We start from the raw sequence: 24222 nt of genomic DNA, 5'->3' as shown, positions 1-24222 counted from the left end.
CCCGACGGAGCCACGGAACATGGCCGCCCTCCTGCATATATCCAGCCTGCTGGTACACGTACGCCCCGAGATGCTCGCTGCGGTGAAAGCCAACCTGCGCCAGCTAGATGGTCTCGAACTGCACCAGGAGAGCCCCCAGGGCAAGCTGGTGGTGGTGCTGGAAACCGATCACGAACGCCAGATTCTCACGCGAATCGAGCAGATCAACGCATTGCCGGGCGTACTCAACGCCGCTCTGGTCTACCACGAACTCCTCGAAAACGAAGGAGCCTCAGAATGAAGCTTTCCCGCCGTGAATTCGCCAAAGCCAACGCTGCCGCCATCGCTGCAACGGCGGCCGGCCTGCCGCTGATCAGCACCGCCAGCAATCTGATTACCGAAACTGACATGACCCGCCTGGACTGGAACAAGGCCCCATGCCGCTTCTGCGGCACAGGCTGCAGCGTGATGGTCGCCACCCGCGACAACCGCGTGGTGGCCACCCACGGCGACGTCAAGGCCGAGGTCAACCGCGGCCTCAACTGCGTCAAGGGCTACTTCCTGTCGAAGATCATGTACGGCGTCGACCGCCTCACCCAGCCGCTGCTGCGCATGAAGAACGGTGTGTACGACAAGCAGGGTGAATTCCAGCCAGTGAGCTGGGATCAGGCCTTCGACATCATGGCGCAGAAGATCAAGCAGGCCATCGCCGAGCACGGCCCGGAGGCCGTCGGCATGTTCGGCTCCGGCCAGTGGACGGTATGGGAAGGCTACGCCGCCAACAAGCTGATGAAAGCCGGCTTTCGCAGCAACAACATCGACCCCAACGCACGCCACTGCATGGCCTCGGCGGTAATGGGCTTCATGCGCACCTTCGGCATGGACGAACCGATGGGCTGCTATGACGACATCGAAGCGGCCGACACCTTCGTGCTGTGGGGCTCGAACATGGCCGAGATGCATCCGATCCTCTGGAGCCGGGTCACCGATCGTCGCCTCAGCCATCCGAACACCAAGGTCGCCGTGCTCTCCACCTTCGAGCACCGCAGTTTCGACCTGGCCGACATTCCCCTGGTGTTCAAACCGCAGACCGATCTGCTGATCCTCAACTACATCGCCAACCACATCATCGAAAGTGGCGCGGTGAACAAGGATTTCGTCGGCAAACACACCAGGTTCGCCCGCGGCGCCGACGACATCGGCTACGGTCTGCGTGCCGATGACCCGCTGGAGATGCAGGCCAAGAACGCTGCCAAGGCCAACACCTGGGAAGACATGTCCTTCGAGCAGTTCGCCGCCTTCGTCAAACCCTACACCCTGGAACGCACCGCCAGGGAGTCGGGTGTACCGGCCGAACGCCTCAAGGCACTGGCCGAGCTGTACGCCGATCCCAAGCGCAAGGTCATGTCGTTCTGGACCATGGGTTTCAACCAGCACACCCGCGGCGTCTGGGCCAACAACCTGATCTACAACCTGCACCTGCTCACCGGCAAGATCAGCGAGCCGGGCAACAGCCCCTTCTCGCTCACCGGCCAGCCCTCGGCCTGCGGCACTGCGCGCGAAGTGGGCACCTTCTCCCACCGTCTGCCCGCCGACCTGCTGGTGGCCAATCCGAAACACCGCGAAACCGCCGAGAAAATCTGGAAGCTGCCGGCCGGCACCATTCAGGAAAAACCGGGATTCCACGCCGTGGAACAGAGCCGCAAGCTCAAGGACGGCGTGCTCAAGGTCTACTGGACCCAGGTCAGCAACAACATGCAGGCCGGCCCGAACATCATGCAGGAGGTCCTGCCGGGCTGGCGCAACCCGGGGGCGTTCGTCATCGTCTCCGATGTCTATCCGACGGTTTCCGCCCAGGCTGCCGATCTGATTCTGCCCAGTGCCATGTGGGTGGAAAAGGAAGGGGCCTACGGCAACGCCGAACGTCGTACGCAGTTCTGGCATCAGTTGGTGAAAGCCCCTGGCGAGGCAAAGTCCGACCTCTGGCAACTGGTGGAATTCTCCAAGCGTTTCACCACCGACGAGGTCTGGCCTGCCGAGTTGCTGGCCAGGGCCCCGGCGTACAAGGGCAAGACGCTCTATCAGGTGCTGTTCGCCAATGGCCAGGTCGATCAGTTCCCCAGCGAGCAGATCGAGGCCGGCTATGCCAACGACGAGGCAGCAGCCTTCGGTTTCTACCTGCAGAAGGGGCTGTTCGAGGAATATGCGCAGTTTGGCCGCGGCCATGGCCATGACCTGGCGCCGTTCGACAGCTATCACGCCGAACGCGGGCTGCGCTGGCCGGTGGTCGACGGCAAGGAAACGCGCTGGCGCTACCGCGAGGGCCACGATCCCTATGTGGAGAAAGGCAGCGGCGTGCAGTTCTATGGCTACCCGGACAAACGCGCACTGATCTTCGCCCTGCCCTACGAGCCACCAGCCGAGGCGCCGGATGACGATTTCCCGTTCTGGCTCAGTACCGGCCGCGTGCTGGAGCACTGGCATACCGGCAGCATGACCCAGCGTGTCGAGGAACTGCACGGTGCAGTTCCTGACGCCCTCGTGTACATGCACCCGGAAGACGCCAAGGCGCTCAAGGCGCGGCGCGGCAGCGAGGTCAGGGTGATCAGCCGGCGCGGCGAAATCCGCGCACGCATCGAAACCCGTGGGCGCAACAAGCCACCACGCGGCCTGGTCTTCGTACCCTTCTTCGATGCCAACAAACTGATCAACAAGGTCACCCTAGACGCCACCGATCCGATCTCCAAGCAGACCGACTACAAGAAGTGTGCGGTGAAGATCGAACTGGTCAGCCTGGCCTGAGGAGAACCGTCATGAGCTTGCGTTTTCTGCCTCTGCTACTGCTCGCCGCCTTTGGCCTGGCCATCGCCGGCGAGCTCAGCTATCCGCTCGACGCACCCGCGCCGGACGGCCGCCGCCCCGGCGGCACCCTCAGCCAGACACAACCCGCACCGGTGCTGGGCAACGAGGAAAACAAGGACGTGCGCCGCGAGCGCAACTACCCGGAACAGCCACCGACCATTCCGCACAGCATTCGCGGTTATCAGGTCGACGCCAATGGCAACAAGTGCCTGACCTGCCATAGCCGGGCCGGCAGCGCACGCAGCCAGGCGCCGATGATCAGCATCACTCATTACATGGACCGTGACGGCCAGCCGCTGGCAGCCGTATCGCCGCGGCGCTACTTCTGCACCCAATGCCACGTCACCCAGCAGGAGGTCAAACCGCTGGTCGGCAACAGCTTCCGCAATATCGACCACCTGCTCGAAGACGAAGCAGCCGGCACAGCGAACCCCTGAGGAGGCCCTATGAAGTCGTTAATGGCCCTGTTCAAGGAATACTGGGGCATCCTGCGACGCCCGAGCGTGCACTACAGCCTGGGTTTTCTCAGCCTCGGCGGTTTCATCGCCGGGATCATCTTCTGGGGCGGCTTCAACACCGCGCTGGAGGCCACCAATACCGAGCAGTTCTGCATTTCCTGCCACGAGATGCGCGACAACGTGTACGTCGAACTGCAGGACACCATTCACTACAGCAACCGCTCCGGAGTACGGGCCACCTGCCCGGACTGCCACGTGCCGCACCAGTGGACGGACAAGATCGCGCGCAAGATGCAGGCATCCAAGGAGGTCTGGGGCAAGATCTTCGGCACCATCAACACCCGCGACAAGTTTCTGGAAAAACGCCGTGAGCTGGCCGAACACGAATGGGCGCGGCTCAAGGCCAACGACTCGCTGGAGTGCCGCAACTGCCATAACTTCGACTACATGGATTTCACCAAGCAGAGCCCGCGCGCCCGACAGATGCACTCCAGCGCTCTGGCCAACGGTGAAGCCACCTGTATCGATTGCCACAAGGGCATCGCCCACCACCTGCCGGACATGAGCGGTGTGCCGGGCTGGTAGAGCAAAGGGGCGTCGTGCATCTGCTGCTTGCGGTGCACGACACCAGGCGTTGCCTTATTCGCCGCGCAGGCGTTCGAGATGCGCTCGCAAGCCGGCGGCCGTCTGCTCGCCTACCAGGCGCTCCCGCAGCTTGCCATCGGCATCGACTATATAGGTCACTGGCAGCACATCGTTGCGCGGCAACTCGAAACGCGCCGCCGGGTCCTGCGCCAGCACGGTGAAGCGGATATCGAAGCTGTCCGCCGCACGCTTGAGGTCATCGCCCTGCAATGCATCGAAGTTGACCCCGATCACCCGCGCCGAGCGATTTTTCAACGACTCTTCCAGGGCATTGAGCTCGGGAATCTCCGTACGGCATGGCGCACACCATTCAGCCCAATAATTGATAACTAGCCACTGGCCATCCAGGCTGTCAGCCGTTACCTTTCGTCCATGCTGATCAGGGCCAAAATCCTCGGCACAAGCCGACAGCAGCAGACCGGCGCAGATTCCCAGAACTGTCTTGTAGACCACCCGGAGCCGTAAGCCCATGTACTCGATCCTCGTCCACTCGGGGTTGATATGACGCTCAATGCGCTGCGTCTGGAAGTACCGGATATCCGCGAGGACAACAGCGTATCGCCGGCGGAGATCGCCCAGCGCCTCGCAGCTTCCCGGAACATGGAGCCGGAGCACGGACTGCAACAGGTGCTGGGGCTGCTGTTCACGCTCAATCGCAGCGGTCTGACCTTACTGGAAAGGCAACGTGCGCTGCAAAATTTCAGTGACGAGTACCGCCACTACGCCGGCCTCGCCAATCGCCAGCATCCACCGAGTGCGCTGTTCCTGCGCCTGTGCAGCGAACTGGCGATCGGTTTCAAGCGCCTGCTGCTACAGATCCTGCAAGGCCGCCAGCCATCGCTGCCGCATCTGGCCTGGTGCCTGTACATGGCTCAGCATTTTCTTGCCCAGCAGCTGCTGCGCCACTATCAGCTTTACCAGGAACCGCCAGCATCCCTCTGGCGCGACAGCCACCTGCTGTACTGGATCGGCGAACACCAGCAGTGCCTGGACGAGCCGGTAGCCGCGGCTTTCGAGCCGAAACCGGCCAGCGACCTGCGGGGCCTGTACCAGCAGATGCTGCTGATGGCCCTGAGCAATCCCTTCCACCTCGACGAAGGCGAATGCCTTACGCTTTTCAGCGCACTGGCGCCCTTGGCCTCACTGCCCCGGCTGCAAGCCTGGGATGAGGAAGATGAAGCCGAAGGTCCGGTCATCGACCTCAGTCATTCCCAGGCCTGTCTGGGCTTCGAAGAGCCGATCACCGGCGACACGACCCTGTTGCGCCGCTTTGAATTGGGCGCGCTGCTGATCGCCCTGCATGAGCCGGCGCCGCTGCAAAGCGCCGAGCAACGTCAGCTTCTGGAACGAGTGCGCCAGCACTGGCTGGGACGCCAGCAGCGTCGTCACGAACGTGCCGAGCTCGATGGCCAGTGCAGCCTGGTGGTCGGCCTCCCGGCCATTCATGCCCAGTTGCTGGACAAGCTTCCGCAACGCACCGAGGCACAGCTTCTCGACGCCAGCCCCGGGGGGGCGCGCCTGCTGTGCAACGTCAATGAAGGCGGACAACTGCAGGTTGGCCAACTGGTGCTGCTGCTCACCAGCGGTACTCCGACGCTGGCGCTGGTGCGCTGGCGCCACCAGGGCAGCGGGGGTCTGCACCTCGGCCTGCGTTATCTCAAGGGGCTGCCACGGCCGGTGTGGTTGCGCCGCGCGCCCAACGCCCAGACCCACCCTGGTGTACTGCAGAGCACCCCGGCGCCAGGCAACGGCTGGTATCACGGCCTGTGGCTGCCCAATGGCCAGTTCAGCGTCGACGAACATCTGTGGTTGCAACTGGCCAACGTGCACAACCAGGCGATCGTCCCGCTTCCCGAGAGCAACCTGCAGACTTCGGCAGTAACCCGCCACCCGCTGCGTCTGGCCTGATGCGCGAAACTGCGACCCTAGTCACGTGGTCTGTCTGCCGAGTGCACAGTTTCGCCAATGGCTGACTGCTTATAATTCCTGGCACTCAAGTCTTACCCAGCCTGGAATTCCACCATGTCCCAAGTGCAAGACAAGCTGATTGGCTCCGTGCCCTCGCGCATCGTCGACGTCGCTCAACTGCTGGTCACGCCCTATGAAGGTCGTGTGGCCGAATACAACGTCGCCACCTGGCTGCATCTGCCCGGGCTGGCCAATCTGCCGGTGTCGCTGATGGTGAGCTATCGCGACGGCGACAAACGCCGCGAAGTCAGCGTCGATCATGGCAAGGTCAACGCTTATGGCAGGATCCTGCTCTCGGGCATCGCCCGCATGCCGGTGCGGCAGAAGATCGAAGACATGCAGGTGCGCCTGCGCTCGGCAGTACCGCCGCAGAGCCTGGTCGTCGAAGAGTTCTTCGTTCAGGCGGTCGAACAGGCCAATAGCGAGAGCCGCCAGGCCACGGCCTGAGAGAGCATGCAACAGGCAACCCCGCGCATCGTCGCGGGGTTTTGCTTTCAGGCGGAGGAAACCTCAGGGCCGCGCAAGGGCAGCGCATTCGTATCGGCAGCTGCAGGCTGCGGATCTTCGCGGACCGCGTGTTCGAGCAACGACTCCGGCCAGCGCGCGAAACTCAGCCCGGTTATACGATTGAGCCGCGTCAGCGCTTCCTGCGGATCACGTCGATGAAGGTGAATAACCCTGTCTTTGCCTGTCATTACTGCATGCATCCTTAGCGACCCTGCCCTGCTGGCAGTTCGATAGCAAATGCTCCTGGGTCTGCCAAAAGCGTGCCAGCGCTCGGATACTGTGTTTCGTGACCTCCCGCTTGGTATCAGAGCCACAACGCAACAGGACAAGGCCGTTTACTGACGTTTTTTGTCACCTGACACATACAACGCCACCCTCTACCGGACAGATTTCGTCATCCCTTTCCTGGCAGCCATTCCGCCAGGCTGGAACCAAATTGCTCCTCGCGTTCGGCCTGCAGGCGCTCCAGCCCCTTGCGCAACGCCGGATACCACGGCTCATCGAGTTGTGCCGGGAGTTGCGACAGGCTCGGCAACGGCCAGGGGCTGGACTCGAGCAACTGGTAGACCGGGAGCGCGTGTAGGTCCCTGCACAACACCCAGCCGCAGCCACTGGCTTTGCACACAAGGTGCTCGCGCTGGAGGAAGTCCATCACCTGGCCCCATTCGTCATCCGGCAGGCGCCACCCTGCGCGCTGCATGTCACCGTAGTGCAGGGCTTCGCCCTTCTGCTGACACTTCAGCAGAAGACGCAGCACCACCAACAGTATCAAGCCCCGGGGAATGGGCTCACGGCGCCAGTGCCGCGGTTGTGACAGGCCGTATACCAGCTCGGCGCCGAGCAGCACGATCAACCAGGACAGATAGATCCACACTAGGAACAGCGGCACCGTGGCGAAGGCGCCATAGATCAGGTGGTAGCCGGGGAAGAGGCGTACGTAGAGGCCAAACAGCGCCTTGGCGATCTCGAACAGAATGGCGGCGAACAGACCGCCAAGCAGCGCGTGACGCAACGGCACGCGAGTATTGGGGACCGCCGCATAGAGCAGCGTGAAGGCGGCGATGCTCGACAGCAGCGGAGCGAAGCCCAGCAGTGTCTTGGCGCCAACCACGGCATCCGGTCCGGAAACCAGCGAGAGCGAGGCGATATAGGTACTGACGGCGAACCCTGCACCGAGTAACAGTGGTCCGAGGCTGAGGATCGCCCAGTAGAGCAGGAAACTGGACATTCCACGACGTGGCTTGCGCACCCGCCAGATCACGTTGAAGGTCTTCTCGATGGTCACCAGCATGAGGAAGGCGGTAACCGCCAGCAGGCCCACGCCGAACCAGGTCAGTTGCCGCGCTTGCGTGGTGAACTCTCGCAGATACTCCTGCACCGTCTCGCCAGTGGAAGGCACGAAGTTGCGGAAGATGAAACCCTGGATATCCTCGCCAACGCCCTGAAATGCCGGAATCGCCGAGAGCATGGCGAAGGTCACGGTCATCATCGGCACCACGGCGAACAGCGTGGTGTAGGTCAACGCCGCTGCGTTGCCTGCACCACGGTTTTCCACGAAGCGCCGGTAAAGGCTCAGCCAGAATCCCACCCAGTCCTTGAGACGAACCTGCATGACCTCTCCTTAGCAGGCCGCTGAAAAACCACCTGCGTTGCCATTGCTACGTTAGAAACAGACGCAAATGCTCATCTGCAGCTCGTAAAGTCGAGCACGACTCCGAGCGTCCTTCGCCTGTTTTTGCGGGGCCGCCACGCTATTGCACTGGCTGCCTCGGCTCGGGCTTCCTGCTTCGCCCTACCTCCTGCATCCATGCAGTCGTCGCCTACGTTTTTCAACGCCTGTTGGCTCCAAACCTAAACAGACCGTGCGCCGCGAGAAAAAGTCGCACTGAAGCAGCCTATCGGTTCGCGTGCATCCGCGCTGCAGGCGGTTAGAATAGCCGCCACTTCAAGCCGGATGCGAGCCACCATGACCGACCTGACCCTCTACCACAACCCGCGCTGTTCCAAGTCCCGCGGCGCTCTGGAGCTGCTCGAAGCCCGCGGCCTGCAACCGAGAGTTGTGCGCTACCTGGAAACGCCGCCCAGCGCCAGCGAACTCAAGAGTCTGCTGGGCAAGCTGGGCATCACCGCCCGTGACCTGCTGCGCACCGGTGAGGACGAGTACAAGGCACTTGGCCTGAGCGATACCGGCCTCAGCGAAGCGCAACTGATCGAGGCCATGGTCAAGCACCCCAAACTGATCGAGCGTCCGATCCTGATTGCAGGGGACAAGGCGGTGATCGGCCGTCCGCCGGAGAAGGTTCTGGAGCTGCTGGCATGAGCACGCCTTACATCCTGGTGCTGTACTACAGCCGCCATGGCGCTACCGCGCAGATGGCCAGACAGATTGCCCGTGGCGTCGAGATGGCAGGTCTGGAAGCACGCCTGCGCACGGTGCCGGCCGTTTCCAGCGAGTGCGAAGCCGTCGCGCCGAGCGTACCCGAGGACGGCGCCATGTACGCCTCTCTGGACGATCTGAAGAACTGCTCGGGTCTGGCTCTCGGCAGCCCGACCCGCTTCGGCAACATGGCCGCGCCACTCAAATACTTCCTCGATGGCACCAGCAACCTGTGGCTCACCGGTGAGCTGGTCGGCAAGCCGGCCGGCGTGTTCACCTCCACCGCCAGCCTGCATGGCGGCCAGGAAACCACCCTGCTGTCGATGATGCTGCCACTGCTGCACCACGGCATGTTGCTCTGCGGCCTGCCCTACAGCGAGTCAGCCCTGCTCGAAACCCGCGGTGGTGGCACCCCGTACGGTCCCAGCCACCATGCCGGTGGCGACGGCAAGCGTGCGCTGGACGAACATGAAATCGCCCTGTGCCGCGCGCTGGGCCAACGCCTGGCGCAGATCGCCGGCAAACTGGAGCACTGATCGTGGCACGAGTCAAAAAGCCTTTGCCCAGCCTCGAATGGCTGGAGCCGCGGGTCAAACTCAGCCGGGCGCTGAGCCTGTTCAGTTTTCTCTCCCTGCTGACCCTGCTGCTGGTATGGAACCTGGCCTTCGCTGACCTGCACGGTGCCCGCGTCGGCGTGGTACTGGTCATCCAGCTGCTGCCGCTGGCCCTGCTGGCGCCCGGCATCGCCATGGGCAATGCCCGTGCTCACGCCTGGGCCTGCTTCGTGGTCAACATCTACTTCATTCAGGGCGTACTCGCCGCCATCGACCCGGCACGCGCGCTGTTCGGCGCCCTGGAGGCGGTCATCAGCTTCGGCCTGTTCTGCTGCGCCCTGCTCTACACCCGCTGGCGCTTTCAGTACGACCGCAAGAAGGCCGGGGAAGCCTGATGCGCCTGGTGCTGCTGCCTGGCCTCAATGGCGGCAGTGCCCTCTTCGCCCCCCTGCTCGCCGAGCTTGGGGATATCGATTGTCAGGTCCTCGAGCTGCCGGAACATGGGCCGCAGGATTACGACGCCCTGGCACACAAGATAGCCGAGCGACTGCCCAGCACCCCGTTCGTACTGCTGGGCGAATCCTTTTCCGGCCCCGTTGCTTATCGGCTCGCCATGCGCAAGCCGCCTGGACTGCAGGGCGTGATCTTCGCAGCCTCGTTTCTGATAGCCCCTGGCGCTGCCCTGCCCCTGTTGAAGCGCCTGCCCATATCCTTGCGACTCGCTACGCAGCCGTGGCTGCTACGTGCAATGTGCCTTGGCCAGAACGCGAGCGACCAGACTCTGCAATTGGTACAGAAGGAAATCCGTGGTCTGGACAAGGCACTGATACGCGCGCGCCTTCATACGCTGGCGACGCTGCAAGCACCGCTACAGCGGCTCGACCTGCCCGCCCTGCATCTATGGCCACAGCGGGATCGTCTGGTCGCACACAAGGTAGCCAGGCAGCTGGCGCATGCGTGCAGCGACATTCGTCAGCCTTGCTTGGAGGGACTGCACTTCATTCTGCAGACGCAGCCGCAGCGTTGCGCTCAGGAAATCAGCGGTTTCATGCAGGAAGCCGAGAAGAGGCACATGCCCTTACCAGCCCAGCGTTTCCTTGAGGAAGGGAATGGTCAGCTTGCGCTGCGCCTGTAGCGAGGCCTGATCGAGACGCTCCAGCAGTTCGAACAGCGCACTCATGCTGCGCTCACCACGGGTGAGGATGAAACGACCGACCTCGTCGCTCATCTGCAGTCCCCGACGCGAAGCGCGCAATTGCAGGGCACGCAACTTGTCCTCGTCGGACAGCTCATGCAGCTGGAAAACCAGCGCCAGAGTCAGTCGCGATTTGAGATCCGGCAAGTTGACCGGCAGCTCGCGGGGCGACACGGTGCCGGCCAGCAGCAGGCGCCGACCGCTGTCGCGCAGGCGATTGAACAGGTGGAACAGGCCCTCTTCCCAGTCGCTGCGGCCCGCCACAGCATCGAGATCGTCAAGACAGACCAGCTCGCACAGTTCGAGGTTGTCGAGCAGCTCCGGGCCGTGCTCCACCACCTCACCGAGCGGCAGATAGACCACTGCCTCGCCCCGCTGCTCGAAACGCAGGCAGGCCGCCTGCAACAGATGACTGCGCCCGACGCCTTCGGCGCCCCACAGGTAGATCAGGCTCTCGGTCCAGCCGGCATCGGCCTCGCACAGGCGCTCGACATAACCCAGGGCCGCGGCATTGGCGCCGGGATAGTAGTTGGCGAAGGTGGCGTCGTCACGCAGACGCACCCCCAGAGGCAGCTGGATAGGTTTCATGCAGGGCTCGGCGGTTCATCGGAACCGCTGTTGGACTCTCCGTAAAGGCCGGAAAGTTTATACAAATCATGAGCATGGCGCAGCAGAACCATGATCACCGCAGCAACCGGCAGGGCCAGCAGCACACCGGTAAAGCCGAACAGCTGCCCACCGGCGAGAATGGCGAAGATCACCGCCACCGGATGCAGACCGATGCGGTCCCCCACCAGCATGGGCGTCAGCACCATGCCTTCGAGCAACTGGCCGATCATGAACACCACACCGATGCCGATCAGCGGATAGGGCTCGAGGCCGAACTGGAACAGCGCCGCACTCAGCGCCGCGCCGATGCCGACGATGAAACCCATATAGGGCACGATGCTCGCCAGGCCGGCCAACACGCCGATCAACAGCCCGAGCTCCAGCCCCACCAGCATCAGGCCAGCGGAATAGATCACGCTCAGCGCCAGCATCACCAGCAACTGACCGCGCAGGAACGCGCCAAGCACCTCGTGGCATTCACCGGCCAGCCGGACCACCAGCCCCTCGCGCTGACGTGGCAGCAACCCTCGCACGCGCTCGACCAGCACATCCCAGTCACGCATCAGGTAGAAGCTCACCACCGGGACCAGAAACAGATTGCCGAGCCAGGCCAGCAGCGCCAGCCCCGAGGACGTGGCCTGAGCCAGCACGACCTTGAGCACATCGGTGGTCTTGCCGATGTTGTCGGCGAACACCTGCTTGAGCTGATCGAGCTGCAGCACGTCATCCTGCAACCCGAGGTGCGCTTGCGACCAGGGCAGTGCTGTGCCCTGCAACCAGTCGAGCATCTCCGGCGCCAGCTGATACAGGCGCACCAGTTGGCGCCCCAGCATGGGCACGAGCACCAGCAGGAGAATCAGCAACAGCAGGGCGAACAGGGTGAAAACCACCACCACCCCGCCGGTGCGCGACAAACGGTGACGTTCGAGGCGATCGACCAGTGGGTCCCCCAGATAGGCCAGCAGGATGCCCACCAGAAACGGGGAAAGAATCGGGTGCAACAGGTACAGCAGCCAGCCGAGCAGAAACAGCCCGGCCATCCATAGCCAGCGGGTGGAATCGGTCATGTTCGCGTCCTCGATGCGAAACGACGCCTGCAAGGGCGCCGTGGAACTGGGCTGGGTCTTGACGCGGAAATTCTACCAGCGAAAGCGCAGCTGATCGGTGCGCGGCTTCACTTGCGGAGCCTCACCGGCGGTGCCCTCCGGGTTATCCACGGACTCGGCGGCATCCAGCGGCTCACTGACCTCCTGCAATTGGGCCAGTGCCAGTTGCGCGCGCAGTTGTTCCGGGCTGGCACTGACCTGATAAACCAGACGCTGACCGTCGATCTCCTGCAGGCGCGCGGCGAATGGCTCGAGCAAACGCTCCAGCGCCGCGAAACGCTCAAGATCAGCCCCCTCGATCACCAGCGTCAGGCTTTGCGCCGCTCCGGGCTTGACGACGAAACGAGGCGCCAGGCGTTCGGCAACGGCGAGCATCAGCGCATCGGCCAGCGCATCCAGGTCGGCGCCCTCGGCCTTGCCCTGTTCACGCTCGTCCCCCAGCCACACGCGCCAGATGGCCTGCCATTTGCCACCGCTTTCGTTTGCCCGTACCGCGAGCAGGGCGTCGGCACCATAACGCTCGGATACCTCGCGCAGTGCCTGCGGATCGTTGGCCAGCAAGACATCGGCACTGGCCAGCGCCTGCTCGCTCAGATCTGCCAGCGGCAGACGCAGTGGCAGACCGCGATGCCGGGCAGCGTCGCGCAACGATGCCGAGGCATTCTGGCTCTCGCCAATCAGTTGACTGCCCTCAGGCGATTCACTGAGCCACCAGGTGAGAATGGCCGGGCGGTTGGCGCCCCACAGGGCCAGGCCCGCCTGGCGCAACTGCCGATCGGTACTGGCCGGATCGAACTCGACCACCAGCGCATTATCTTCGACACCGTATTGGCTGACGATCTGCTGCGGGTCCTTGCGCAACCCTTCCAGCGCAGGGTTCTGCAACGCCCTGGCATCGCCGGTCAGGCGCAGCACCAGGGTCTGCAGGGCTTTCTGCATGGCCGCGTCACGGCTTTCCGGTTGCTCATCCGCCACGGGCTCACGCACCTGATACAGGCCGGCAACCGGCGCGGCCAATGCCGACAGGCTCAGGAAGGACAGACAGAAGATCATCAGGCGGACAGACAGACGCATTGGGCGAACTCTCGCGAAGGGATAGGTGCGCAAAGGCCTATACCTTAAACAGCCGCCCCTGCCCCGGCAACCAGAGCCAATGCCTGCGACGAAGGGCATGCACGCGAGTGGCCGCTACCGGGCAAGCCTGATAAAATCGCGCGCCTTCGCCAGCCGGTACGCGCGCCGGGCTCCCCGCAAGAGCCTGCGCCACGTCGGCGCCTACACGAACTCCCCATCCAAAGGCCCGGATCTATGAGCAAGCAACCCTCCATCAGCTACAAGGACGCAGGCGTCGATATCGATGCAGGTGAAGCCCTGGTCGAGCGCATCAAAGGCGTCGCCAAGCGCACTGCCCGTCCGGAAGTCATGGGTGGCCTGGGCGGTTTCGGCGCCCTGTGCGAGATCCCGGCCGGCTACAAGCAACCGGTACTGGTGTCCGGTACTGACGGTGTCGGCACCAAGCTGCGCCTGGCGCTGAACCTGAACAAGCACGACAGCATCGGCCAGGATCTGGTCGCCATGTGCGTCAACGACCTGGTCGTGTGCGGCGCCGAGCCGCTGTTCTTCCTCGACTACTACGCCACCGGCAAGCTCAACGTCGACGTGGCCGCCACCGTGGTCACCGGCATCGGCGCCGGCTGCGAGCTGGCCGGCTGCTCCCTGGTCGGTGGTGAAACCGCCGAAATGCCGGGCATGTACGAAGGCGAAGACTACGACCTGGCCGGCTTCTGCGTCGGCGTGGTGGAGAAGAGCGAAATCATCGACGGCTCGAAGGTGGTCACCGGCGACGCGCTGATCGCCCTGCCCTCGTCCGGCCCGCACTCCAATGGTTACTCGCTGATCCGCAAGATCATCGAAGTCTCCGGCGCCGACATCGAGCAGGTACAACTGGACGGCAAGGCCCTGGCCGATCTGCTGATGGCACCGACCCGCATCTACGTCAAGCCGCTGCTCAAGCTGATCAAGGACACCGGTGCGGTCAAGGCCATGGCCCACATCACCGGTGGTGGTCTGCTGGACAACATCCCTCGCGTACTGCCGCAAGGTGCCCAGGCCGTTATCGACGTCGCCAGCTGGACCCGCCCGGCGGTGTTCGACTGGCTGCAGGAAAAAGGCAACGTCGACGAGCACGAAATGCACCGCGTGCTGAACTGCGGCGTCGGCATGGTCATCTGCGTCGCCCAGGACCAGGTCGAGACGGCCCTGGCCAGCCTGCGCGCCAGCGGCGAAGCCCCCTGGGTCATCGGCCAGATCACCGAGGCGGCAGAAGGTGCAGCCCAGGTTCAGCTGAACAACCTGAAAGCCCACTGATGTCCTGCAATGTCGTCGTCCTGATCTCCGGATCAGGCAGCAATCTGCAGGCGCTGATCGACAGCATCGCCCACGACGGCAATCCGGCCCGTATCGCTGCGGTTATCTCCAACCGCGCCGATGCCTACGGTCTGCAACGGGCGAAACAGGCCGGCATCGCGACCGAACTGCTTGACCACAAGCAGTTCGACGGCCGCGAAGCCTTCGATGCGGCCCTGATCCGGGCCATCGACGCGCATCAGCCCGACCTTGTCGTACTGGCCGGTTTCATGCGCATTCTCACGCCGGGCTTCGTCCAGCACTACGCCGGTCGCCTGCTGAACATCCACCCGTCACTGCTCCCCAGGCACAAGGGACTGCACACCCACCAGCGGGCGCTGGAGGCCGGCGATGGCGAACACGGCTGCAGCGTGCACTTCGTCACCGAGGAACTCGATGGTGGCCCTCTGGTCGTACAAGCTGTGCTGCCAGTGATGGCAGACGACACGGCCGAAAGTCTGGCCAGCCGGGTGCACCAGCAGGAACACCAGATCTATCCCCTGGCCGTACGCTGGTTTGCCGAAGGCCGCTTGCGTCTTGCCGCGCAAGGCGCAATGCTGGATGGCCAGCCGCTGCCAGCCAGCGGTCACCTGATTCGAACCTAGGAGACTCTATGCGTCGTGCCCTGCTGTTCGCCCTGACACTGTTCGCCCTGCCAGCCCTGGCCGATGAGTTGCAGCCTTTCTCCGCCAGCTACACCGCGGACTGGAAGCAGTTACCGGTAAGCGGCAGCGCCGAGCGCAGCCTCAAGCGCGAGAGCGACGGCCGCTGGACGCTCAACTTCGAAGCTTCGATGCTGGTTGCCGGCCTCACCGAAGAGAGCACCTTCCGCGTCGACAACGGCGCCCTGCTGCCGCTCACCTACCGCCTCAACCGCAGCGGCCTGGGCAAAGGCAAGAAGGTCGAGCAGGACTTCGACTGGGAACAGAAACAGGTCATCGGCAGTGATCGTGGCGATGCCGTGCGCCTGCCACTCAATCGCGGCCTGCTGGACAAGTCGACCTACCAGATCGCCCTGCAGCAGGACGTTGCCGCCGGCAAGAAGAGCGCGAGCTATCAGGTGGTCGATGGTGACGAAATCGAAACCTACGACTTCCGCGTACTGGGCGAAGAAGTGGTGCGCACCAAGGCCGGTCTGATCGATGCAATCAAGGTCGAGCGCGTGCGCGACCCCACCCAGAGCAACCGCAAGACCGTACTGTGGTTCGCCAAGGACTGGGGCCACCTGCTGGTGCGCCTGCATCAGGTGGAAACCGACGGCAAGGAATATCAGATCATGCTCAAGGACGGTACCGTCGCCGGCAAGGCGGTGGAAGGTCGCCGCGACTGATCGGCACACGAACATGAAAACCGGGCACATGCCCGGTTTTTTATTGCCCGCTCCGAACGCCGATCAGTGGCGTCCGACAGATATTCACCCCTGATTCACTGCCCCGCCCTAATGGATCGACAGATCGGCAGTGGTGCATTTCCTTCCTCGCTCAGATGAATGCTCAAGGTGCTCCCGACACTGTGATGTTCTCCATTGGGCCGGAAAACTTCGCAAGCAGAGAAAGCGCACCATATCAGAGCAACCCCCATAGCCATGCACCCCAATGAAGCATGGCGTCATGAATTAAGTCCCCTGAGCCGCGCCTGAAAACCCCATTGCAGGGCACTTGCCGGCCTTCGCCAACAGCACAGTGCAATCTGCCGGATCAAACGCCGGACAAATCACTTAACGACTATTCTTGTGGAACCCTTCACGCCGCAGAGCACTCGTAAACCATACATACACAACGCAGAGGACTGCTCACCATGCCACGCAAAGCCGCTACTCCAAGCACCAAGGACGCCCTGCTGGACGAGTTCCAGGCTCTGGTCAGCGACACCGAGAAGCTCCTGCAACACTCCGCCAGTCTTGCCGGCGAACAGGCCGAAGCGCTGCGCGACGACATCCGCAGCAGCCTGGATCGCGCGCGGGAAACCCTGCACGACGCCGAAGCCAACTTGCGCCAGCAGGGCAAGATCGCCGTCGATGCCACTGAGGACTACGTGCACAAGCATCCGTGGCAGGCGCTAGGTCTGTCGGCCGCCATCGGCCTGGTGCTCGGCATGCTGATCAGCCGCCGTTGACCACGCCCATGTCCAACGGACCATCCCCACGACGTCTGGGTGCCGCGCTGCTGGGCCTGTTTCAAGGCCACGTGGCGCTGCTGGCCCACGAACTCGAAGACCAGCGCAACCAGGCGCTGCGCGCGCTGATGCTGGGAAGCCTGAGCCTGGCGTTCGCCCTGCTGCTACTGATCGGACTGTCGGCGCTGCTGCTCATCCTCTATTGGGACAGCCACCGTCTGCTGGTCGCGACCGGCCTGTGTCTGTTCTACGCAGCAGGCCTGATCGGTTGTGCTACCTGGCTGCTGGTAAGCCTGCACAATGCCGAGACGCCCTTCAGCGCCACTCTGGAAGAACTGCAACGCGACCGCGAGCAACTGCTGCCATGACCCCCAACATTCCCCCGGGCGCGTCGCGCCGTGAAATGCGTAAGGCCGTGCTGCGCATGCGCCTGGAGATGCATCGCCAGGAGCTGCGCAATGAACTCCTGCAGGTCGCCCATCCGCTGCAGCAGGTACGCGAATACGGGCAGCGCCTGCGCGCAGGCAATGCACCATTTTTGCTCACTGGCGGTGCTCTGGCCCTGGCCGGGTTGTTCGGCCGCAAACGTGGCTGGCGCCGCTGGCTGCGCCTGGCGCTGATCGTCATGCCACTGCTGCGACGCATGCAACGAGAGAGTGGGCGCCCACCCACTCGATAGCGCCAGGCTGGCCGCGATCTTGCTAGGTTGAGCCCCCTGCCACCACCAGGTGGCTCAACCGCTGAGCGCTAAGGACATCACAGGTGATCGACGGACTGCCGTTTGCCGTCTTCCAACCCTTTATCGACACTGCCACCGGCCGCATCGCCGGTGTCGAGGCGCTGGCCCGGCTGCGTGACGCCGCCGGCCAGGCGCATTCTGCCGGACCGCTTTTCGCCGATCCGAAAACCCCACCGGCCGCCTTGCGACGTCTCGATCGCCAGGTGCGCGAGAATGCCCTGAATCGCTTCCACCAGGCGCCTGCCGACTGGTTTCTCAGCCTGAACATCTCACCTCGCTGGATCAGCCGCCTGCGCCCTGCACAACCGCTGCCGAGCCTGATCCAGCTGCAGCGCAGCGGCATCGATCCGACGCGTATCGTCTTCGAGATCACCGAACTGGGCGGCGCCAGCCAGCGCCTGCCCGATGTGGTCGCCCGCTACCGCGAAGCAGGCGCACGTATCGCCATTGACGACTTCGGTGCCGGCTACTCGCAGCTCGACCGCGTGCTGGCGCTGCAGCCGGACATTCTCAAGCTGGACATGCGTCTGTTTCAGGAGGCAGCGCGCGGCGGCCCCAGCGGTGAGGTGGTCAAGGCCCTGGCGCAGATGGCGGAGAAGACCGGCTGCTGGATCATCGCCGAAGGGGTGGAAACCGAAGCCGAACTGAACTTCGCCCTGGAATGCGGCGCCCGTTACGTACAGGGTTTCCTGTTCGCCAAACCGGAAGAGGCACTGTTCGCCAGCGATGCCTTCGTCGGCCGTTTCGCGCGCCTGCGCGACAGCTACGTGCAGCAGAAGCTCGCGGAGCGCGCGCGCCTGGTCAGCCTGCGTCAACAGCTCACCGCATTGATGACCGAACTCAGGCTGTGGGCCGAAAGCGGCGCACCGGCGACACAACTGAGCGCACCGGACAGCTATCCCTGGCTGCTGCGCATCTATCAGTGCGATCGCCACGGCACCCAGCTGACGCCGAATCTGGAATGGCGCCAGCAAGCCTGGCACGTCGATGACCGCTACCTCGGGCACAACTGGTCGTGGCGTCCCTACTTCTACCAGTTGCTGGCCGAAGGCTGGGAAGAACGGCGCCTGACCCTTTCCACCACCTACCGTGACGCCACTACCAACCAGTACTGCCTGACCGCGGGCCAGTTCATCGACAACGGTCGCCGCCTGCTGCTGGTGGACATCGACGCTGCGGGCCTGTAGCCAAGCCGGGGTTGCAGGCGGCGGCACGAACAACCAAGCTAGGAGTCCGGATCAACCTGGCGAGGATCGGCCTTGGATTGGCACACCCTGCTTACCCGCGAACGTCTTGGCAAACCCGCTCCCAGCTCGGCAGAGCTCGGACGCAGTCCCTTTCACAAGGATCATGACCGCATCATCTTCTCCGGTGCCTTCCGCCGCCTGGGGCGCAAGACGCAGGTGCATCCGGTTTCCAGCAACGACCATATCCACACCCGCCTGACCCACTCACTGGAAGTCAGCTGCGTCGGTCGCTCCCTGGCCATGCGTGTCGGCGAGATGCTGCGTGAGGAACTGCCGGACTGGTGCACACCCAGCGATCTGGGCATGGTGGTGCAGTCCGCCTGCCTGGCCCATGACATCGGCAACCCGCCGTTCGGCCACTCCGGCGAAGATGCCATTCGCCACTGGTTCCAGCAGGCCGCCGGACGCGGCTGGCTGGATGCGATGAGCGATGCCGAGCGCTGCGACTTTCTCAATTTCGAAGGCAATGCGCAGGGCTTTCGTGTGCTCACCCAACTGGAATACCACCAGTTCGACGGCGGCACGCGGCTGACCTACGCCACCCTCGGCACCTACCTCAAGTACCCCTGGACGGCCCGCCACGCCGATGCCCAGGGCTACAAGAAACACAAGTTCGGCTGTTACCAGAGCGAACTGCCGCTGCTCGAACAGATCGCCGCCAAGCTCGAGCTGCCGCAACTGGAGGCCCAGCGCTGGGCGCGTCATCCGCTGGTCTATCTGATGGAGGCAGCAGACGACATCTGCTACGGCCTGATCGATCTGGAAGATGGCGTAGAGATGGAGCTGCTCGACTACACCGAAGTCGAGGCGCTGCTGCTCGATCTGGTAGGCGACGATCTGCCGGAAACCTACCGCCAGCTGGGCCCAAGAGATTCGCGTCGACGCAAACTGGCAATCCTGCGCGGCAAGGCCATCGAGCATCTGACCAACGCCGCTGCCGGCGCCTTCGTCGAACAGCAGCACGCGCTGCTCGCCGGCACCCTGCAGGGCGACCTGGTGGAACACATGCACGGCGCGGCCAAGCGCTGCGTACAGAGCGCAAAGTCTCTGGCGCGGGAAAAGATCTTCCACGACAAGCGCAAGACGCTGCACGAGATCGGCGCCTATACCACGCTGGAAATTCTCCTCAATGCCTTCTGCGGTGCGGCACTGGAACAGCACAGCGGTCGCCCGCTGTCATTCAAGCACCGACGTATTCTCGACCTGCTCAGCTACTACGCTCCGGAACCGGGCTGGCCGCTGTATCGCTCGTTCATGCGGGTGATCGATTTCATCGCCGGCATGACCGACAGCTACGCTACGGAAATGGCGAGGGAAATGACCGGCCGCTCGAGCCCGGTCTGACGACAGGCGCACATGAAGAAGCTGATCCGCAACAGTTTTACCTGGCATGCCGGTCCGCCGGCCTGGGGCCCGGCGGTGATCGCCGGGCTGGGTTGCGCCCTGCCGCTGCTGCTCGGTCTGTTCACCGCTCACAGCGGCTTCCTCTGGGCATCGGCCGGTGCCTTCCAGGCCGCCCAGGCCAATCCGCTGCACCGCTTCGGCATGCTGCGCATGCTGCTACTGACCGTTCTCGGTGCCTGCAGCGCCGGCCTGGGTTTCTGGGGCGCCAGCCATCCACTTGCCAGCCTGGGCATTTTCGCCGCATTCGGCCTCCTGCTGGCCTGGCTGCAACGCTTCGGCAGCGAGGCCGCCAAGCTGGGCATCGGTCTGTGCATCTGCCTGTGCCTGGGCCAGGGGCAGTTTGGCATCGGCAACCTGCACAACCCCTACGCAGTGGCCATGCTGTTCATCCTCGGCGGGTTGTGGGTCACGTTGCTGGCTTTCGGCCTGCGCGGCCTGCACGGTCTGCGCATGTGGCCGTACATGCCGCGTTTTCTCGCCGTTCTCAAGGCGCTCAAGCGTCACGCTCAGCGTCTGCCCCGTCAGCAATGGCGCCTGCACGCGCTGGCCTGCATGCTGGCCTTCGCCGCCTCCGGCCTGATCGTCAACCTGGCTGGGCTGTCGCGCGGTTACTGGCTGACGCTCACCGTCATCAGCACGCTGCAACTGGAGTTCCAGGGCAGCCTGGTGCGCGCGCTGCAGGCCAGCCTGGCCAGCCTCGCTGCGGCCGGCTTGCTGATCCTCTTCGGCCACAACCTGCAAAGCCCGCCGATGATGGTGATGACCCTGCTGCTGTTGGTCATCCTCAGTCGCGCGCTGCAAGCCAATCACTACGGCCTGTTCGTGCTGCAGACCAGCCTCTGCTTCGTGCTGCTGACCGAGAGCCTGGCGCAGGACTGGGACCGGGCGGAGGTACGCCTGCTCAACGCGCTGATCGGTGTCGCGCTGACCCTGACGGTAGCCCTTCTGGTACATGGCCTGCGCCTGCAACTGAACAAACCCAGAAACACCGGGGACAGGTCGCAACAGTCCTTATAACGTTTCGGCACATTCGCTCACTCTTCACTATGCTTTGAAAGCCTGCCGCGCCCTCAAGGAGTGAAGTGTGATGGTCAATACCACCGTTGCGCGTGAACGCCGTTTTCCACTACACGTTCATATCAGCGTTCTGTTCACCCTTCTGCTGCTGCTCACCGGTGTCGTACTGGGGCTGTTCAATTACCAGCAAACCAGCCAGCTGATCTTCTCCAGCAGCTCGACACTCTTCGAACGCATCCAGCACGACGTGCAGCGCGACCTGGACAGCACCTATCGCCCCATCCGTCACCTGCTCAGCCTGCTGGCACTAAACCCCGCCACCCAGGCTACCACCCTCGATGAACGCCTGAAGATGCTGCCGCTGCTTGCCCAGGCACTGCGCGACAATCCCAAGCTGGCCTCGATCTACCTCGGTTATGAGGACGGCGATTTCTTCATGGTCAGGCCGCTGCACAGCGAGCAACTCAAACAGCACTTCAATGCACCGGCCAATGCTACCTATCAGGTCTGGACCATCGACCGCAGCAGCGCCGGAACCGAGAGCGACTATCTGTTCTATGACGGCTCGCTGAACCAGCTCACCCGAAGACAGAATCTCAACGAGCCTTTCGATCCAAGGCGGCGCAACTGGTTCAGGCGCGCCCGCGATGACGGTGGGCAGATCACCACCGCGCCCTATCCATTCTTCTCAACCCAGGAAATCGGCACCACCCTGGCCAGGCGCAGCGGCCTGACCACCGTGATCGCAGCCGACCTTACCCTCGACGATCTCTCTGCCACGCTGGCGAACCACCGAGTCACACCCAATAGCCAGGTGGTGCTGGCCGACAACGACGGCAACGCGGTGGCCTACCCCGATAGCAGCCGCCTGCTCAGGGAGGTCGACGGCGAGATATCGCTGGTCCAGGTCAGCGAGCTCAACCCGGCACTGGGTGAACTGCTCTCAGGTCAGCTCAACAAACAGGACGAGGGCATCATCGAGCTGGCCAGGCAGCGCTGGGCCATGGCCCACCGCCATATTCAGGAAGGCGGCCCACAGGGACTTCATCTGGCCCTGTTGGTGCCCGAACAGGAGCTGTTGGCCGAGGCTTACCGCATCCGCTGGCAGGGCGCATTGATCACCCTGACCACCCTGCTGTTGTGCCTGCCGCTGGGTTGGCTCACCTCGCGCCTGGTGGTCAAACCCCTCTGTGCCCTGGTAGAGGAAGCTCAGGCCATCCGCCGCTTCGACTTTAGCCATCCGGCCAGCGGACGCTCACCGATTCTCGAGGTGGATCAGTTGGCGGTGTCGATGAGCAGCATGAAGGACACCCTGTCGAGCTTCCTCGATATCGCCGCCAGCCTTTCCGCGGAAACCCATTTCGATGCCCTGATCAAGCGGGTGATGGACGCCACGGTATCCATCAGCAAGGCCCAGGGCGGGCTGCTCTACCTGCGTGACAACGACAGCGGCCGGCTGGAACCGCAAAGCCTGGTGATCGATGGTCAGGGCCGCAACCTCGCCGAATTGGGGATCCACGCGCTCAATCAGGACGATCCGACCCTGCCCGACTGGCTGCAACGCCCGGCCAGCGGCGAGAGCGTTGCCACCTCCATCGGCTTCGATCAGGCAGGCAGTTTTCAAAGACTGCTATCGGCCATGGACAGTCCGCGCCTGCACCTGATCGCCACCGGTCTGCACAACCGCCAGGGCGATACCGTGGGTGTGCTGGTGCTGTTGCAACGCGATACCGGCGAGGACTGCGAAAGCATGCTCAGCCCGGACCGTATCGCCTTCGTCGAAGCAGTCTCGGGCAGCGCCGCCCTGTGCATCGAAAGCCAGCGTCTGCTGGCGCGGCAGAAACAGTTGCTCGACGCCTTCATCCAGCTGATCGCGGACGCCATCGACGCCAAGAGCCCCTATACCGGCGGTCACTGCCAGCGGGTACCGGAAATCACCCTGATGCTGGCGCACGCTGCCGCCGAGAGTGACGCCCCCGAGTTTCGTGACTACAACCCCAGCGAAGAAGAATGGGAAGCCCTGCACATTGCCGCCTGGCTACACGATTGCGGCAAGGTCACCACGCCCGAATACGTGGTGGACAAGGCGACCAAGCTGGAAACGCTCTACGACCGAATTCACGAGGTTCGCATGCGCTTCGAGGTACTCAAGCGCGATGCCTGGATAGCCTACTGGCGTGGTCGTGCCGAAGGCGGGGAGGAAAGCGCACTGGCTGCGCTGCGCGACCGCTTGGTGAGCGAGCTGGACGACGAATTCGCCTTCATCGCGCGCATCAACCTAGGGGGCGAGGCCATGGCCGATGCCGATCAGCAGCGCCTGCGGCAGATCGCCGAACGTCGCTGGCTGCGAACCCTCGATAACCGGCTGGGAGTGTCCTGGGAAGAGGCCAAGCGTCTGGAGCGCTCGGCGCCGGCCAGCCTGCCGGTGGAAGAACCGCTGCTGGCAGACCGTCTCGATCACCTGATTGAGCGACCGGAGCAGGAGTTGATCGCCCCGGACAACCGCTGGGGCTTCAAGCTGGAAGTGCCAACATACAAGTTCAACCGGGGCGAGTTGCACAACCTGAGCATCGCGCGCGGCACCCTGACGGCCGAGGAGCGCTACATCATCAATCACCACATCGTGCAGACCATCCTGATGCTCGACCGCCTGCCCTTCCCCAAACACCTGCAGAACGTCACCGAGATCGCCGGCGGCCATCACGAAAAGATGGACGGCAGCGGCTATCCCAAGCGTCTGACGCGCGAGCAAATGAGTTTGCCGGCACGGATGATGGCCATCGCCGATATCTTCGAAGCCCTGACGGCGGTGGATCGACCCTACAAGAAGGGCAAGACGTTGTCAGAGGCGCTGAACATCATGGTCGCCATGTGCAAGGGAGCGCACATCGACCCGCAGCTGTTCGCTCTGTTCCTCCGCAGCGGCATCCATCGGCATTACGCCGAGCGGTTCATGCAACCCGAACAGATCGATGAAGTAGATGAGCAATTGCTACTGGAAAAGGTCGAGAGCACCTAGGCTGCACCCGGTGCC

At 63.4% G+C, this 24222-nt stretch carries 26 protein-coding genes; 20 read left to right on the top strand and 6 right to left on the bottom strand.

Annotated features, from left to right (window positions below; genetic code table 11):
* The first annotated feature begins 19 nt into the window (after window positions 1-19).
* The 4 genes from OEG79_RS07270 to OEG79_RS07255 are packed head-to-tail and all read left to right on the top strand — an operon-like array spanning window position 20 to window position 3884.
* Window positions 20-280: a chaperone NapD gene (locus tag OEG79_RS07270; protein WP_264148113.1), complete on the top strand. Its 261-nt coding sequence runs from the start codon at window positions 20-22 to the stop codon at window positions 278-280.
* Window positions 277-2781: a nitrate reductase catalytic subunit NapA gene (napA, locus tag OEG79_RS07265; RefSeq protein ID WP_264148112.1), complete on the top strand. Its 2505-nt coding sequence runs from the start codon at window positions 277-279 to the stop codon at window positions 2779-2781. The genes OEG79_RS07270 and napA overlap by 4 nt, the downstream gene beginning before the upstream one ends.
* Before the next feature lie 11 nt (window positions 2782-2792).
* The gene (locus tag OEG79_RS07260; protein ID WP_264148111.1) at window positions 2793-3278 is read left to right on the top strand and encodes a nitrate reductase cytochrome c-type subunit; all 486 of its coding nucleotides are present in this window, start codon (window positions 2793-2795) and stop codon (window positions 3276-3278) included.
* Between the two features lie 9 nt (window positions 3279-3287).
* Entirely contained in the window at window positions 3288-3884 is a 597-nt protein-coding gene (locus OEG79_RS07255) for a cytochrome c3 family protein (protein WP_264148110.1), read from the top strand.
* A gap of 54 nt (window positions 3885-3938) precedes the next feature.
* On the opposite strand, the gene OEG79_RS07250 is transcribed toward OEG79_RS07255, so the two are convergent.
* Window positions 3939-4415, bottom strand: a complete 477-nt coding sequence (locus tag OEG79_RS07250; protein ID WP_264148109.1) for a TlpA family protein disulfide reductase — start codon at window positions 4413-4415, stop codon at window positions 3939-3941.
* Between the two features lie 30 nt (window positions 4416-4445).
* Between OEG79_RS07250 and OEG79_RS07245 the strand changes: the two genes are divergently transcribed.
* Window positions 4446-5852 (top strand): PilZ domain-containing protein, encoded by a 1407-nt coding sequence (locus tag OEG79_RS07245; RefSeq protein WP_264148108.1) that lies wholly within the window; start codon window positions 4446-4448, stop codon window positions 5850-5852.
* A 114-nt stretch (window positions 5853-5966) separates the two neighbouring features.
* Complete coding sequence (locus OEG79_RS07240; protein ID WP_264148107.1) at window positions 5967-6359, top strand: hypothetical protein; 393 nt, start codon at window positions 5967-5969, stop codon at window positions 6357-6359.
* A gap of 47 nt (window positions 6360-6406) precedes the next feature.
* On the opposite strand, the gene OEG79_RS07235 is transcribed toward OEG79_RS07240, so the two are convergent.
* Both OEG79_RS07235 and OEG79_RS07230 read right to left on the bottom strand, forming a co-directional pair.
* Window positions 6407-6607: a hypothetical protein gene (locus OEG79_RS07235; RefSeq protein WP_264148106.1), complete on the bottom strand. Its 201-nt coding sequence runs from the start codon at window positions 6605-6607 to the stop codon at window positions 6407-6409.
* Window positions 6608-6813: 206 nt separating this feature from the next.
* Window positions 6814-8031 carry a YihY family inner membrane protein gene (locus tag OEG79_RS07230; RefSeq protein ID WP_264148105.1) on the bottom strand — a complete coding sequence of 406 codons (1218 nt, stop codon included), beginning with the start codon at window positions 8029-8031 and terminating at the stop codon, window positions 6814-6816.
* Between the two features lie 354 nt (window positions 8032-8385).
* On the opposite strand from OEG79_RS07230, the gene arsC reads away from it, so the two are divergent.
* From arsC to OEG79_RS07210, 4 genes are read left to right on the top strand one after another with little or no spacing between them, the layout of a single operon-like run.
* A complete protein-coding gene (gene arsC / locus OEG79_RS07225) occupies window positions 8386-8739 on the top strand; it encodes an arsenate reductase (glutaredoxin) (protein ID WP_264148104.1) in 354 nt (117 codons plus the stop codon).
* On the top strand, window positions 8736-9332 hold the full coding sequence (wrbA, locus tag OEG79_RS07220; protein WP_264148103.1) for an NAD(P)H:quinone oxidoreductase: 597 nt from the start codon (window positions 8736-8738) through the stop codon (window positions 9330-9332). Before arsC ends, wrbA begins: the two co-directional genes overlap by 4 nt.
* A 2-nt stretch (window positions 9333-9334) precedes the next feature.
* A complete protein-coding gene (locus OEG79_RS07215; RefSeq protein WP_264148102.1) occupies window positions 9335-9745 on the top strand; it encodes a DUF2069 domain-containing protein in 411 nt (136 codons plus the stop codon).
* Entirely contained in the window at window positions 9745-10485 is a 741-nt protein-coding gene (locus tag OEG79_RS07210; RefSeq protein ID WP_264148101.1) for an alpha/beta fold hydrolase, read from the top strand. The genes OEG79_RS07215 and OEG79_RS07210 overlap by 1 nt, the downstream gene beginning before the upstream one ends.
* Here OEG79_RS07210 and hda read toward each other — a convergent pair.
* The 3 genes from hda to OEG79_RS07195 all read right to left on the bottom strand — a co-directional run bounded on the left by hda (window position 10429) and on the right by OEG79_RS07195 (window position 13334).
* The gene (gene hda, locus OEG79_RS07205; RefSeq protein WP_264148100.1) at window positions 10429-11133 is read right to left on the bottom strand and encodes a DnaA regulatory inactivator Hda; all 705 of its coding nucleotides are present in this window, start codon (window positions 11131-11133) and stop codon (window positions 10429-10431) included. The genes OEG79_RS07210 and hda overlap by 57 nt on opposite strands.
* Entirely contained in the window at window positions 11130-12221 is a 1092-nt protein-coding gene (locus OEG79_RS07200) for an AI-2E family transporter (RefSeq protein ID WP_264148099.1), read from the bottom strand. Before OEG79_RS07200 ends, hda begins: the two co-directional genes overlap by 4 nt.
* Window positions 12222-12293: 72 nt before the next feature.
* Complete coding sequence (locus OEG79_RS07195; RefSeq protein WP_264148098.1) at window positions 12294-13334, bottom strand: DUF2066 domain-containing protein; 1041 nt, start codon at window positions 13332-13334, stop codon at window positions 12294-12296.
* Window positions 13335-13568: 234 nt separating this feature from the next.
* Between OEG79_RS07195 and purM the strand changes: the two genes are divergently transcribed.
* The 10 genes from purM to OEG79_RS07145 all read left to right on the top strand — a co-directional run bounded on the left by purM (window position 13569) and on the right by OEG79_RS07145 (window position 24207).
* On the top strand, window positions 13569-14627 hold the full coding sequence (gene purM, locus OEG79_RS07190; RefSeq protein WP_264148097.1) for a phosphoribosylformylglycinamidine cyclo-ligase: 1059 nt from the start codon (window positions 13569-13571) through the stop codon (window positions 14625-14627).
* The gene (gene purN / locus OEG79_RS07185) at window positions 14627-15271 is read left to right on the top strand and encodes a phosphoribosylglycinamide formyltransferase (protein WP_264148096.1); all 645 of its coding nucleotides are present in this window, start codon (window positions 14627-14629) and stop codon (window positions 15269-15271) included. Before purM ends, purN begins: the two co-directional genes overlap by 1 nt.
* 8 nt (window positions 15272-15279) lie before the next feature.
* Window positions 15280-15996 carry a DUF3108 domain-containing protein gene (locus OEG79_RS07180; RefSeq protein ID WP_264148095.1) on the top strand — a complete coding sequence of 239 codons (717 nt, stop codon included), beginning with the start codon at window positions 15280-15282 and terminating at the stop codon, window positions 15994-15996.
* Between the two features lie 467 nt (window positions 15997-16463).
* The gene (locus OEG79_RS07175; RefSeq protein WP_264148094.1) at window positions 16464-16781 is read left to right on the top strand and encodes a DUF883 family protein; all 318 of its coding nucleotides are present in this window, start codon (window positions 16464-16466) and stop codon (window positions 16779-16781) included.
* Between the two features lie 8 nt (window positions 16782-16789).
* Window positions 16790-17149 carry a phage holin family protein gene (locus OEG79_RS07170; RefSeq protein WP_264148093.1) on the top strand — a complete coding sequence of 120 codons (360 nt, stop codon included), beginning with the start codon at window positions 16790-16792 and terminating at the stop codon, window positions 17147-17149.
* Window positions 17146-17460 carry a hypothetical protein gene (locus OEG79_RS07165; protein WP_264148092.1) on the top strand — a complete coding sequence of 105 codons (315 nt, stop codon included), beginning with the start codon at window positions 17146-17148 and terminating at the stop codon, window positions 17458-17460. The genes OEG79_RS07170 and OEG79_RS07165 overlap by 4 nt, the downstream gene beginning before the upstream one ends.
* An 83-nt stretch (window positions 17461-17543) precedes the next feature.
* Window positions 17544-18707: an EAL domain-containing protein gene (locus tag OEG79_RS07160; RefSeq protein ID WP_264148091.1), complete on the top strand. Its 1164-nt coding sequence runs from the start codon at window positions 17544-17546 to the stop codon at window positions 18705-18707.
* A gap of 72 nt (window positions 18708-18779) precedes the next feature.
* On the top strand, window positions 18780-20111 hold the full coding sequence (locus OEG79_RS07155; protein ID WP_264148090.1) for a deoxyguanosinetriphosphate triphosphohydrolase: 1332 nt from the start codon (window positions 18780-18782) through the stop codon (window positions 20109-20111).
* 12 nt (window positions 20112-20123) lie between these two features.
* The gene (locus tag OEG79_RS07150) at window positions 20124-21188 is read left to right on the top strand and encodes an FUSC family protein (RefSeq protein WP_264148089.1); all 1065 of its coding nucleotides are present in this window, start codon (window positions 20124-20126) and stop codon (window positions 21186-21188) included.
* Between the two features lie 70 nt (window positions 21189-21258).
* The gene (locus OEG79_RS07145) at window positions 21259-24207 is read left to right on the top strand and encodes an HD domain-containing phosphohydrolase (RefSeq protein WP_264148088.1); all 2949 of its coding nucleotides are present in this window, start codon (window positions 21259-21261) and stop codon (window positions 24205-24207) included.
* Window positions 24208-24222: the final 15 nt, after the last annotated feature.

It is taken from the genome of Pseudomonas sp. Z8(2022), assembly GCF_025837155.1.
Classification (GTDB): domain Bacteria; phylum Pseudomonadota; class Gammaproteobacteria; order Pseudomonadales; family Pseudomonadaceae; genus Aquipseudomonas.
This window is presented reverse-complemented; position numbering and strand designations above follow the sequence as displayed.